This window comes from Microvirga vignae, assembly GCF_001017175.1.
Taxonomy (GTDB): Bacteria; Pseudomonadota; Alphaproteobacteria; order Rhizobiales; family Beijerinckiaceae; genus Microvirga; species Microvirga vignae.
Genome location: NZ_LCYG01000014.1, coordinates 59925 through 72309 on the forward strand (window position 1 = coordinate 59925; position 12385 = coordinate 72309).

Below are 12385 nucleotides of genomic sequence, written 5' to 3' on the forward strand. Positions count from 1 at the left end.
ACCCCCGATGCGCGAGCCTCGCGCACATGTGACCATCGGGCGTCTGACGAAAAGACCTGACTTCGTCGCGGCGGCCTCCGGCCGCCGCTTTCATACGGAGCGGATGACGGTGCAGGCCCGCCTGCGCGAGCCTTCGGATCCCGACACCTCGGGAACCGGCCTTCGGGTCGGTCTGACCGTCACGAAACGGGTTGGCCACGCCACCGAGCGCAACCGGATCAAGCGTCGGCTCCGTGCTGCCGTTCCCGTGGCAGCACAGGACTTCGCAACCATCAATGCGGACGTCGTCATCATCGGCCGGCGCGATATTCTGACCGCGGATTACGACGTGCTCATCGACGATCTCCGGCGTGCGCTACGGGTTGTAACCAAGCCGAAAAGCGCCCACCTCTCTGATCGCCCTCTCCCCTCCTCACCTCCCCTTAAAGGCGAGCGTCGCGGACATTCCCATGCGTGAAGATAACAAAAACCTGATCCTCGCCATCGCCCTCTCGCTGGCGGTTCTGCTGGGCTGGCAATATTTCTTTGCAGCTCCCGAGGCTGAAAGGCAGCGCCAGGCTGCGCAGCAGCAGCAATCCACGCAGGTGAACCCCGCCGCACCGAACCCGCCTCCGAGCCCGAGCCAGGCCGGCGGCGCCTCGCCGACGGTGCCCGGAACGGTGCCGAGCACGCCGGCAGCCCCCACGATCGTGTCCCGTGAGGCTGCTCTTGCCAATTCGAAGCGCGTCGCCATCGACACGCCCGCCATCGCGGGCTCGATCAACCTGCGCGGCGGCCGCATCGACGACGTGGCGCTGAAGAACTATCGCGAAACCGTCGATCCCAAGAGCGCCAATATCGTGCTCCTGTCTCCGGAAGGCACGCAGAACCCCTATTATGCGGAATTCGGCTGGCTCGGCGGCCAGGCAGGCAGCCTGCCCAACGCCGGCACCGAGTGGACTGCCGACCGCGACCGCCTCACCCCTTCCACACCGGTGACCCTCACCTGGGACAACGGCCAGGGCCTCGTCTTCCGCCGCACGATCTCGGTGGACGACAAGTTCATGTTCACGATCAAGAGCACGGTCGAGAACCGTGGCTCCACGGCCGCGGCTTTGCAGCCCTACGGCCTCGTGTCCCGTCACGGCAAGCCGACGACGCTGGGCTATTACGTGCTGCACGAGGGCCTGATCGGCGTTCTGGGCGACAGCGGTCTCCAGGAGATCAAATACGACGCTCTCGACAAGGAGACGCCTGTTGCAGGCTCCAACGTGTCCCAGAAGACATGGGACGGCGTGCAGGGCGGCTTCCTCGGCATCACCGACAAGTATTGGGCCGCCACCGTCATCCCGGATCAGGCGATGACCTATCAGGGCGCCTTCACCTCCCAGCAGAGCCAGGCGGGCCGCACCTATCATGCGATCATGCAGGGCGCAGCGCAGACCATCCAGCCGGGCAGCACGGTCGAGTCCACGCAGCGCTTCTTCGCCGGCGCGAAGGAAGTGGCGACCGTCGATGCCTATCAGAGCTCGCTCGGCATCAAGAACTTCGACCTCATGATCGACTGGGGCTGGTTCTACTTCATCACCAAGCCGCTCTTTAAGGTGCTGGACTTCTTCTACAAGCTGTTCGGCAATTTCGGCATCGCGATCCTGCTCGTGACCGTGATCCTGAAGATCCTGTTCTTCCCGCTCGCCAACAAGTCCTACGCCTCCATGGCGAAGATGAAGGCGGTGCAGCCGGAGATGGTCTCGATCCGCGAGCGCTATGCCGACGACAAGATGAAGCAGCAGCAGGCGCTGATGGAGCTTTACCGCAAGGAGAAGATCAATCCGGTCGCGGGCTGCTGGCCGGTGCTGATCCAGATCCCGGTGTTCTTCGCGCTCTACAAGGTGCTCTTCGTCACCATCGAAATGCGCCACGCGCCGTTCTTCGGCTGGATCCGTGACCTCGCGGCACCCGACCCGACCTCCATCTTCAACCTGTTCGGTCTCATCCCCTACAACCCGGGCGCGGTGCCGGTGCTGGGGCCGTTCCTCATGCTCGGCGTGTGGCCGATCCTGATGGGCATCACCATGTGGCTGCAGATGAAGATGAACCCGGAGCCGCCGGACCCGGTGCAGAAGCAGGTCTTCGCCTGGATGCCGGTGATCTTCACTTTCATGCTCGGCTCGTTCCCAGCCGGTCTCGTGATCTACTGGGCCTGGAACAACCTGCTCTCGGTCACCCAGCAGGCCTTCATCATGAAGCGCAACGGCGTGAAGATCGAGCTGTGGGAAAACCTGCGCAAGACTTTCAACCGCAGAAGCAGCCCCGCACAGGGCTAGAATGCGGCGCCACTTGTGAAATGATCATCCCCGGGCTTGTCCCGGGGATTTTCTTTTGGGCATGCTCACGGCATGACGACAACCGGGCCGAATCCCAACATTCCTCACCCGATTCCCGCGCACCCCCGCGTCGGCTTTCTCAAAGCCCTGGTGAACCAGCCCGACATCGAGGTCGGCGACCCGCAATCTCGATGCCGTTCGAGGCGCGGACATGGCCGTCTTGAGGGCTGCCGCCTGAGGGCAGCGCTCACGGGAATGCTGTTTCCGCCGGCGTTCCAGCGCCTATATGATGAGGGCGTGGCGACAACGCAGTGTTTCCGGCATGAAAGCCCCCAAGAAACGGTCGAGCGGGACATCGGCTTCGAATCAGCAGCCGCGTGAGATCGAGCTCAAGCTGGAGCTCGCCTCCGGGGGGAGCGATGTGCTGCTCGAACATCCTGCTCTCGCCCATGCCCATCCCCTGCCCGATCAGAGCGGCCATCTGCACGCCGTCTATTACGACACGGACGACCGGGCCTTACGACGTGCCGGCGTCAGCTTGCGCATCCGCAGCAAGAACGGGCGCGCCATTCAGACCGTCAAGGCCGAGTCCGGAGAGCGCGGCCTCACCATGGATCGCGGCGAATGGGAGACTCCTGTCGACGATGCGCTCGACTTCGCGGCGATTGCTGAAACGCCGCTCGGCTCCCTGCTGCCGGACGAAGCGGCCCGGAAAGCAATCAAGCCTCTTTTCACCGTCGAGACGGAACGCAAGGCATTCGAGATCGAGCACGATGGGGCCGTCATCGAGATGGCCCTGGACCAGGCGGAGGCTTCGGCAGCCGGACGCTCTCTCCCCTTCTCGGAAGTCGAGCTCGAGTTGAAACAGGGGGAGGCTTCGGCTCTCTTCGCGCTCGCTCGCGCTCTGAGCGAGACCGCTTCACTGCGCCTCGCCCTCGTTGCGAAATCCGAGCGGGGCTACCGCCTCCTGGAGGACGGCTCCATCTGCTCCTTCAAAGCAGAGAAGATCACGCTGCCGCAGGACGCATCCTGCGCCGCGGCCTTCCGGATCATCGGGCGGAACTGCTTGTCCCAGATGATGCTGAACGAAGCCCTCGTTCGGCAAACGCAGAATCCCGCAGCCCTGCACCAGATGCGGGTGGGCCTGAGACGGCTGAGAGCGGCGATCTCCCTGTTCAAGAGCCAGTTGCTGGCCGATGGGGAAAGCGCCGAGATCAGGGACGCTCTCCGCTGCGCAGGCCAACCCTTGGGGGAAGCCCGCGACCTCGACGTACTTCTCGAGCGGCTGCGCGCCGCGGACGAGGCCGGGCATGATTCGTCCGACCTGCATGATTCGTCCGACCGGCATGTTTCGTCCGACCCGCATGTTTCGTCCGACCTGGAGGAGATCGAGCAGCGGCGCAGCCAGGCCTATCGCAACCTGCTCGACACCCTGGAATCGCCGCGCTTCATGGACGTGGTCCTGCGAACTGCGGCCTGGATCGAGGCAGGAGCCTGGAGCATCGGGCATGAGGGCGGACAGAAGAAGGCCCTGAAGCGCCCCGCCAGGGACTTCGCCGGCACCGAGCTGTCGCGGCGATGGCGGCGCATCCGCAAGCTCGCCAGGCACATGCGCGACGTCGATGACGCGGAGCGCCACGAATTGCGGATCCGTATCAAGAAGCTTCGCTATGGAGCCGAGTTCTTCGGCTCGCTCTTTGCTTCCGACAAGGCACAGAAGCGTCGCAAGAAGCTTTTGGAACCCCTGGAGGACCTGCAGGAGCTGCTGGGAGAACTGAACGATCTTGCCGTCCACGGCTCCCTGGTTCCGTCCCTGTCGACGCTTTCACCGGAAAGCATCGACCGGCGGCGAAACAAGCTCCTCGACAAGGCCGAAGCGGCCGCCGCCAAGCTCGACGAAGCAAAGCCGTTCTGGATGTGAGGCTTCGGCTTCGGAACGGAGAGGCCGTTCACGCACTGGCCCGTCATGAATGGAATTGGCTGGGGCAATTCCACGTCTTTTTGCTCTGTGCCGTCTCTATTCTCGTCATGGCCGCACTCGTTGCGGCCATCCACGTCTTGTTGCAGCGGTGTTTTCAAGACATGGATCCCCGGCCCAATCCCCGGAGCAAGTCCGGGACCTCCTGACGGGAGATCAGCGCGACCACTTTTGCTCGTTGATTTCCGGCTCGTCGTGAAAGCGTCGCTCCATGCGAATGGCGATGCGGCGCACGGTGCCGTGGCTGCGGAAGAGCATCTCCTCGAGCTGGCGGAACATCGTCAGATCGGCCGTGCTCGGTCGGTAAGACGTATCACGCCAGTAGCCGTGGATGAGGGCGACGGCCTGTTGCACAAGCCTGGCCGCTTCCGTGAGCGGCGGTTTGGGTTTGCGGCGGAAGACCATGGTGACACTCCCCTTGTGAAGCGAAGCGACCACCAGCACCGCTGGTGGTCGGGGAGTAGTAAGACCGCCGCAAGACGGCCGCGATGACCTTTAGGCTTTCGCCCTGGACATGCGCCATCGCCTCCCCGGCCATAGCTGGGAAGGCATCGTTGACGGCCGATACCGGCCGCTGTTGGAGAGGTTCTCACGCCCCAGAACCGGGTACGCCCGGCTCCGGTGACAAGATAACACGTGACAGCGGTGAAGGGTCAATGCACTTGCCGCGTACAAGCCGCATCCTCCACCGTCGGTCCAGATGGCGTAACCGGGATCCCTCTCTCGGCATGGCCGTCCCCCGACTTGATCCGAGATCAGTTCCAGCCATCCACGTTTGTGCGCATCGTCGATGAACCCTTCCTCGTCATCCCCGGCCTTGTGCCGGGGATCCACGTCTTGGGAGCCACAGCGGTTTGAAGACGTGGATGCCCGCGCCAAGCGCGAGCATGACGCGGGGCCATGGAGGCGGCAGCAGGAAAATGTTCTCCATTTGTTCTTGACAATTGTCCTAATCTGGGCCATATTGGGTTTGTCCCGGCTCACCGAGGGGCGCGCTCGCGAGGCGTCGCAGGTTGTGGAGCTGGGAGCGGTCCTGCCGGATGGCTGAACGCCAGCCGCCGGGCAGGAGGCCAGTCGCCACCTCAGGTGGGATGGACCGCCTAAAGAAGCCGTGCGCGAGGAGCCGCTTGGCTCTTCACACACTTCAGACATCGAGCCGGACCGCTCCTCGCGCCCCCTCGATCCCTCATCCTCGGAAGGCTCTCACGCCCCGAGGACACAGGCGCTTGCCGTTTTCCCGGACCCACCCACGGCCCCCATCATTTCACCGTTGTGCCGCCCGCGACCTTGAACAGCCCGCACGGAGCGGCGATAAGGATCTCATGACCGATACGGCACCTGACACCGACCCCTTCCGCGAGATCGGCCGCAAGCTCTTTGCGGGCGAGGCGGATTTCATTTGGGCTGCGAATTCCCTGAAGAACCTGCCGCCCCAGAGCAAGGTTGAGATCGCCTTCGCGGGACGCTCGAACGTGGGCAAGTCGAGCCTCGTGAATGCGCTCACCGGGCGCAATACGCTCGCGCGCACCTCGCACACGCCGGGGCGCACGCAGCAGCTTAATTTCTTCAACATCAATGACCGCCTCCACCTCGTGGACATGCCCGGCTACGGTTATGCGGCCGTGGACAAGGAGAAGGTCCATGCCTGGACGCAGCTGATCCACGACTACCTGCGTGGCCGCGCGAGCCTCGCCCGGGTTTATGTGCTGATCGACGCTCGCCACGGCATCAAGCCGGTCGATGAAGGGGTTCTGGAAACGCTCGGCACCGCTGCCGTCTCCTACCAGATCGTGCTGACCAAGGCGGACGAACTGAAAAAGGGCGAACTGGAGAAGCGGATCGCCGACACGGCCGAGAAGATCTCCAAGCGCGCCGCCGCCTATCCGGAGGTTCTCCCGACTTCCAGCCGCACGGGCTTGGGCATTCCCGAGCTGCGCGCCGGAATCGCCCGGCTGCTCGGCGAAAGAGGCGCGCTGTGAACCTGGCGACCCGCCTCCTCATCGCTCTGGCCGGCCTCTCCGGTGCCCTGGGCGTCGGTCTCTCCGCAGCAGCGGCCCATATCACCGGCGGCAATCTGACCACGGCGGCGCAGTTTCTCCTGTTCCATGCTCCGGGCCTCCTCGCCCTGGCGGCCCTGATCGCGGTGGGAGCAGTCCATCCGATCATCGCTCAGGTTGCGGGCTATCTTCTCGTTTTGGGCCTTGTTCTGTTCTGCGGCGATCTCTCCCGTCGCGCTTTCGCCGGGATCGCCCTCTTCCCCAGGGCCGCCCCCACCGGGGGCGTCCTGTTGATGCTCGGCTGGGTTCTGGTGGCCGTATCGGCTCTTCTTCGCGTGCGAGGCTGAAGTCCTTGCCTGCATGAGCCCTTGCACGATGCGCCACTCCAAGAAATGAGCATCGGAGCAATCCCAAAAGTGCATTCCACTTTTGGGTCCGATGCTCTAGAACGCAGGCCGTTTCGTCATCCTTCCACCCGCTGGAGCCGCCTATGCCCGATTCCAAACAGCTCCCCGACGTTCATGTGCAGGCCGAGGTGCTTGTTCAGGCCCTGCCGCACATGCAGCGCTATGACCAACAGGTCGTGGTGATCAAGTACGGCGGCCATGCCATGGGGGACCGTGCGGCGGCCGAGGATTTTGCCGAGGACGTGGTGCTCCTCGAACAGTCCGGCATCAAGCCCATCGTCGTCCATGGCGGCGGGCCCCAGATCGGCAAGATGTTGGAAAAGCTTGGCATCAAGTCCGAGTTCAAGGGCGGCCTGCGGGTGACCGACCAAGCGACGGTCGAGGTCGTGGAGATGGTGCTCGCGGGCTCCATCAACAAGCAGATCGTGGGCTGGATCGGCACCGAAGGAGGCAAGGCGGTGGGCCTCTCGGGCAAGGACGGCAACATGGTGGTCGCCCGCAAGGCGACCCGCACTGCCGTGGACCCGGATTCCAACATCGAGAAGGTGGTGGATCTCGGCTTCGTCGGAGAACCGGAGAAGGTGAACCGCGAGGTTCTGGACCAGGTGCTCAGCGCAGAGCTGATTCCGGTTCTCGCCCCCGTCGCCATCGGCCAGGACGGCCAGACCTATAACGTCAACGCGGATACGTTTGCGGGCGCCATCGCCGGTGCCATGACGGCCAAGCGCCTTCTCCTCCTCACGGATGTTCCGGGTGTTCTGGACAAGAACAAGAACCTGATCCCCGAAATGACCATCGAGGATTGCCGCCGCCTCATCGCCGACGGCACCATCACCGACGGCATGATTCCGAAGATCGAGACCTGCATCTATGCCCTGGAGCGGGGCGTGGAGGCCGTGGTCATTCTCGACGGCAAGGTGCCGCACGCGGTGCTGCTGGAGCTCTTCACCGATCACGGCGCGGGCACGCTGATCCGGCGCGGCTGAGCGGCCCCCTTTTCGGAGCCACTCACCATCCCTATATTCGAGTCAGTGGGGCCGCACGGCCCCATTGCCGTCTCTAGTGATCCATGAACGCCAAACCACCCGTCGAAAACCACCTGTCGTCTCCTGATTCCCGCGCCTTCTCGCACGTGGACACCTGGGTTTTCGACCTCGACAATACGCTCTACCCGCATACCTCGCGGGTCTGGCCGCAGATCGACGAGCGCATCACCCTCTACATCGCGGAACTCTTCGGTCTGGACGGCATGTCGTCCCGGGCACTGCAGAAATATTTCTATCACAAGTACGGCACGACCCTGCGGGCACTGATCGACGAATACGATATCGATCCGCATGACTTTCTCGATTTCGCGCACGATATCGACCACACGGATATCGAGCTGAATGCCGGCCTTGGGCAAGCCATTGAGAGATTGCCGGGCCGCAAGCTCATTCTCACCAACGGCTCCCGCAAGCACGCGGAGAATGTGGCGAAGAAGATAGGCATCCTCGATCATTTCGAGGATGTGTTCGACATCGCCGCATCGAACTTCGTCCCCAAGCCCGAGCGGCGTGCCTATGAGCATTTCCTCGACAAGCACGGTGTCGAACCTACGCGCTCGGCCATGTTCGAGGACATCGCCAAGAACCTCACCGTGCCGCATGAACTCGGCATGACGACGACACTGATCGTACCGAAGACGGCGGATCCCTTCCGAGAGAGCTTCGAGCAGGAAGCGGTGAAGACGCCAGACATCGACTACATCACGAACGACCTCGCGGATTTCCTGCTTCAATACGCACTACCGGCGAAGTAACGTTCCCTCCAAATGAAAATGGCCTCCCGAGGGAGGCCACTTCTTATCGTATGATCTTACGCAGCCTGCGTATTGATCTTGCTCTCGGCAATGCGATTGAGCTTCTGATCCGTCGCCTTTTCCTGATCCAGGATCTGGTGCAGGACGCCTGCGCAGTCCTGACGGCCAAGCTGCTTGGCCCAGGCAGCGAGCGTGCCGTAGCGCGTGATCTCGTAGTGCTCCACGGCCTGAGCGGCGGCGAGCAGAGCGGCATCGAGAACCTGCGGATCGTCGATATCCCCGGCGATCTCCTGCGCCTCGTCGATGATGCCGTCGATGGCCGGGCAGGTCACGCCCTTCGGATCATGGCCGTGCATGCGGAAGACCTGCTCGACCATCTGAATCTGCTGCTGGGTTTCACCCAGATGCGTCTGGAATGCCTGTTTCAGTTGAGGATCGGAAGCCTGCTCGATCATCTGCGGCAGCGCCTTCGTGATCTGCTGTTCGGCGTAGTAGATGTCCTGCAGGGTGTGAACGAAGAGATCGTCCAGCGACTTGATGTCCTTCGACAAGAGACCCATAGCGCTTAATCCTTCCCGATGTGTGACGTCATCCAACTTGCAAGCACCCGCATTCGCGTGGCGCGCCGGTTAGAGTTGGGAGAACGTCGCGATGGAAAGGCGGTTCCGGAGCTATTCGACGATGCGCAGGTCGCGTCCTTGAAGCCTCAGCATCTCGGCGCGAGCTTGAGCATCGCTATCTTCGAATTCGAGCGTCTCGATCCTCTCGCCACGCTTGACGATCTTTTCCGTCGAGACGCGGATTTGCGCCACATCGTCCTGCGCCTGACGGAAGTGAGCATCGAGCTTAGCTACGCGGCTGTCGAGGCGGCTCACATCTTCGAGAAGTTTCTGCACCTCGATCTGGATCACACGCGCTTCCTCGCGGATGCGCGCGTCGCGCACGAGCGCTTGCATCACCTGAATAGCGAGCGTGAGAAGAGACGGCGAAACGATCACGATACGGGAGCGATGGGCCTTCTGCACCACATCATCGAAATGCTCAGCCAAATCCGCATAAATCGACTCCGCCGGCACGAAGAGCATTGCGATATCCTGCGTCTCGCCGGGAATGAGATACTTTTCCGCGATGTCCTTCACGTGCACGAGCATGTCGCTACGCACCTTCGCGGCGGCACGGGCACGCGTCTCTTCCCCTCTTGCTTCACGGAAGGAGGTGAAGCCTTCCAGTGGAAATTTCGCATCAATGACGAGACCGCGCGCGTCGCCTGGCAGACGCACGAGGCAATCGGGCCGCGTGCGATTGGAGAGTGTTGCCTGGAATTCGAAAGCATTCGGGGGCAGCCCATCGCGAATGATTGCCTCCATGCGCCCTTGGCCATAAGCGCCTCGACTTTGCTTGTTGGCGAGGATGTCCCTCAGCCCGACGAGCTCGCCTGTGAGGTTGCTGAGGTTCTGCTGAGCCGCATCGATCACGGCAAGGCGCTCGTTGAGCCTCGAGAGGTTCTCGCTCTGATGGCGCGTCGAGGCTTCAAGCCCCTGCCCCACCCGATGTTGGAGCCCATCAATCCTCTCCGAAACCATGCGTATGAAGTCGCTCTGGCGGGAGCCGAAAACTTCGGCCATAGTCTGCATGCGCCCCGTCATCTCCGCCTGGATGCGCGTGAGCTCGGCCACCTTGTCGTCCATCTCACGAGTGCGCTCCTCCGCAACCGCTGCTTCCAGAGCCTTCTCCCGGCGCGTCTTCAGGAGCAGCACGGTCACAAGTGTGAGGAGCAGCAGGCTCAAAGCCGCCATGCCGATGACGATGTGCCCCCAGGTCAGGGCATGATTGCCGAGGATCAGGACAATATCGTTCATGGCCACGCTTCCGGTTGACGGCGACATCCGAACATATCACGAACGATTTGACCATCCTTCTATAAGCCCTTATCTCCCGCGATCATGACCATCAGACCCCTCGTTATCATCCCTGACCCCAAGCTCCGCCTGGTTTCCGAGCCCGTTAAGGAAATCACGCAAGAGATCCGCCAATTGGCCGACGACATGCTGGAAACCATGTACGACGCGCCCGGCGTCGGCTTGGCTGCCATCCAGATCGGCGTGCCCCTGCGTATGGTGACCATGGACGTGTCGAAATCCGAGGACGAGCGTCAGCCGATGGTGCTCATCAACCCGGAGATTACCTGGGCTTCGGAAGAGAAGCGGGTTTACGAGGAAGGTTGCCTGTCGATCCCCGAATATTACGAGGAGGTCGAGCGACCAGATCGGGTGCGTTTCCGCTACATGAACCTTCAAGGCGAAGTGATCGAGCAGGAGGCGGACGGTCTCCTGGCCACTTGCGTGCAGCATGAGATCGACCACCTCAACGGCGTTCTGTTCATCGACTATCTGTCCAAGCTCAAGCGGGATCGGGTCATGACCAAGTTCAAGAAGGCCGCTAGGCGCGAGGCCGGAGCATGAGTCTGCGCGTCGTCTTCATGGGCACGCCCGACTTCGCCGTGCCCACCCTGGCGGAGATCGTCGGCCAAGGTCACGAGGTCGCCGCCGTCTATACCCGCGAGCCGGCGGCTGCCGGGCGTGGCATGGAGCTGAAGCCCTCCCCCGTCCATAAGATGGCGGAGCGGTTCGGACTTCCCGTCTTCACGCCCAAGACCCTGCGCACGGAAGAAGCAGCGGAAGCCTTCCGTAGCCTCAATGCCGATGTGGCGGTGGTAGTGGCCTATGGCATGATCCTGCCGATGGCCGTTCTGGAGGCACCGGAACTCGGCTGCCTCAATCTTCACGCCTCCCTCCTTCCCCGCTGGCGCGGCGCAGCGCCGATCCAGCGCGCCATTATGGCGGGCGATAAGGAAACGGGGGTTGCCGTGATGAAGATGGAGGAAGGGCTCGATACCGGCCCTGTCGCCATGGTCGAGAAGGTGGCGATCACCCCCGACATGTCAGCAGGCGAACTCCATGACAAGCTGATGATGTTGGGTGCTGACCTGATGGTCCGCGCACTCGCGGCCCTCTCGCGGGGCGGCTTGGGCTTCACGCCCCAGCCGGAAGAGGGCGTCACGTACGCTCACAAGATCAAGAACGAGGAAGCCAGGATCGACTGGTCCAAGCCTGCACATGCAGTGCACGACCGTATCCGCGGCCTGTCCCCTTTCCCTGGCGCCTTCTTCACTGCCGATTTCGGTAAGGGTAAGGAGCGGGTGAAGGTTCTGAGAGCTACGTTGGGGAAAGGTTCAGGTGACGTAGGGACACTTCTCGACAGTGATGGTACGGTATCTTGTAGCGATGGGGCCGTTCGCCTGATTCAGGTTCAGCGCGCCGGCAAGGGCCCCATTGCTTTCGATGAATTCCTTCGTGGCGTAAGGATCGGTCCGGGCGCCCGCTTCTTATGAGGTTCGTCCATGGTTATCCGCGTAGAGGAAGCCGCCGATTGGCCCGCGGTTAATGCCATCTACGAGGCTGCCTTTGGACAGCTGATCGAAGCCGACCTCGTGCGCCACATGCACCATGATGGAGATCTGATCCTCTCCCTTACGGCGTATGCGGATAAGCCCGCAGGGCACATCGCCTTTTCGCATCTGGCTCTTCACGAAACGCCTTCTGTCAAAGGCTCCGTGCTGGCACCGCTGGCGGTTGCGCCCGAGTTTCAGAAACAGGGCGTCGGTTCGACCCTCGTCCGGCAAGGCCTTGAGAGGCTCACGGCCGACGGATACGACTTGGTCGTCGTTCTCGGCGATCCGAATTATTACGGCCGCTTCGGGTTCACACCCCAACTGGCAAGGTCGTTGAAAACCCCTTATGACGGGCCTTATCTCCAGGCCCTTGCTCTTTCCGAGAAGGGAAAAGAGGCCCATGGCCCGGTGTCCTACGCCAGGGCCTTTGCAGAATTGAAGTGAC

Annotated in this window: 13 protein-coding genes; 10 read left to right on the forward strand and 3 right to left on the reverse strand. The window is 62.4% G+C overall.

The window, feature by feature from the left end:
* Positions 1-7 precede the first annotated feature (7 nt).
* The 3 genes from rnpA (at position 8) to AA309_RS03725 (ending at position 4227) form a co-directional block, all read left to right on the forward strand.
* A complete protein-coding gene (gene rnpA / locus AA309_RS03715) occupies positions 8-457 on the forward strand; it encodes a ribonuclease P protein component (RefSeq protein ID WP_047187645.1) in 450 nt (149 codons plus the stop codon).
* On the forward strand, positions 450-2306 hold the full coding sequence (gene yidC, locus AA309_RS03720) for a membrane protein insertase YidC (RefSeq protein ID WP_047187646.1): 1857 nt from the start codon (positions 450-452) through the stop codon (positions 2304-2306). The genes rnpA and yidC overlap by 8 nt, the downstream gene beginning before the upstream one ends.
* A gap of 322 nt (positions 2307-2628) precedes the next feature.
* Positions 2629-4227, forward strand: a complete 1599-nt coding sequence (locus tag AA309_RS03725) for a CYTH and CHAD domain-containing protein (protein ID WP_052954465.1) — start codon at positions 2629-2631, stop codon at positions 4225-4227.
* Between the two features lie 213 nt (positions 4228-4440).
* On the opposite strand, the gene AA309_RS03730 is transcribed toward AA309_RS03725, so the two are convergent.
* Positions 4441-4689, reverse strand: a complete 249-nt coding sequence (locus AA309_RS03730) for a hypothetical protein (protein ID WP_047187647.1) — start codon at positions 4687-4689, stop codon at positions 4441-4443.
* Positions 4690-5606: 917 nt separating this feature from the next.
* Between AA309_RS03730 and yihA the strand changes: the two genes are divergently transcribed.
* The 4 genes from yihA (at position 5607) to AA309_RS03755 (ending at position 8489) form a co-directional block, all read left to right on the forward strand.
* Positions 5607-6263, forward strand: a complete 657-nt coding sequence (gene yihA / locus AA309_RS03740; protein ID WP_047187649.1) for a ribosome biogenesis GTP-binding protein YihA/YsxC — start codon at positions 5607-5609, stop codon at positions 6261-6263.
* Positions 6260-6628, forward strand: a complete 369-nt coding sequence (locus tag AA309_RS03745; protein ID WP_047187650.1) for a DUF423 domain-containing protein — start codon at positions 6260-6262, stop codon at positions 6626-6628. The genes yihA and AA309_RS03745 overlap by 4 nt, the downstream gene beginning before the upstream one ends.
* A 143-nt stretch (positions 6629-6771) precedes the next feature.
* Positions 6772-7674 (forward strand): acetylglutamate kinase, encoded by a 903-nt coding sequence (gene argB, locus AA309_RS03750; RefSeq protein ID WP_047187651.1) that lies wholly within the window; start codon positions 6772-6774, stop codon positions 7672-7674.
* A gap of 83 nt (positions 7675-7757) precedes the next feature.
* The gene (locus AA309_RS03755; RefSeq protein WP_047187652.1) at positions 7758-8489 is read left to right on the forward strand and encodes a pyrimidine 5'-nucleotidase; all 732 of its coding nucleotides are present in this window, start codon (positions 7758-7760) and stop codon (positions 8487-8489) included.
* 56 nt (positions 8490-8545) lie between these two features.
* On the opposite strand, the gene AA309_RS03760 is transcribed toward AA309_RS03755, so the two are convergent.
* Positions 8546-9049, reverse strand: a complete 504-nt coding sequence (locus AA309_RS03760; protein ID WP_047187653.1) for a YciE/YciF ferroxidase family protein — start codon at positions 9047-9049, stop codon at positions 8546-8548.
* Between the two features lie 111 nt (positions 9050-9160).
* Positions 9161-10348 (reverse strand): DNA recombination protein RmuC, encoded by a 1188-nt coding sequence (locus AA309_RS03765; RefSeq protein WP_047187654.1) that lies wholly within the window; start codon positions 10346-10348, stop codon positions 9161-9163.
* A gap of 84 nt (positions 10349-10432) precedes the next feature.
* On the opposite strand from AA309_RS03765, the gene def reads away from it, so the two are divergent.
* The 3 genes from def to AA309_RS03780 are packed head-to-tail and all read left to right on the forward strand — an operon-like array spanning position 10433 to position 12384.
* Entirely contained in the window at positions 10433-10951 is a 519-nt protein-coding gene (def, locus tag AA309_RS03770; protein ID WP_047187655.1) for a peptide deformylase, read from the forward strand.
* Positions 10948-11880: a methionyl-tRNA formyltransferase gene (fmt, locus tag AA309_RS03775; RefSeq protein WP_047187656.1), complete on the forward strand. Its 933-nt coding sequence runs from the start codon at positions 10948-10950 to the stop codon at positions 11878-11880. The genes def and fmt overlap by 4 nt, the downstream gene beginning before the upstream one ends.
* 9 nt (positions 11881-11889) lie before the next feature.
* Complete coding sequence (locus AA309_RS03780) at positions 11890-12384, forward strand: GNAT family N-acetyltransferase (RefSeq protein WP_047187657.1); 495 nt, start codon at positions 11890-11892, stop codon at positions 12382-12384.
* Position 12385: the final 1 nt, after the last annotated feature.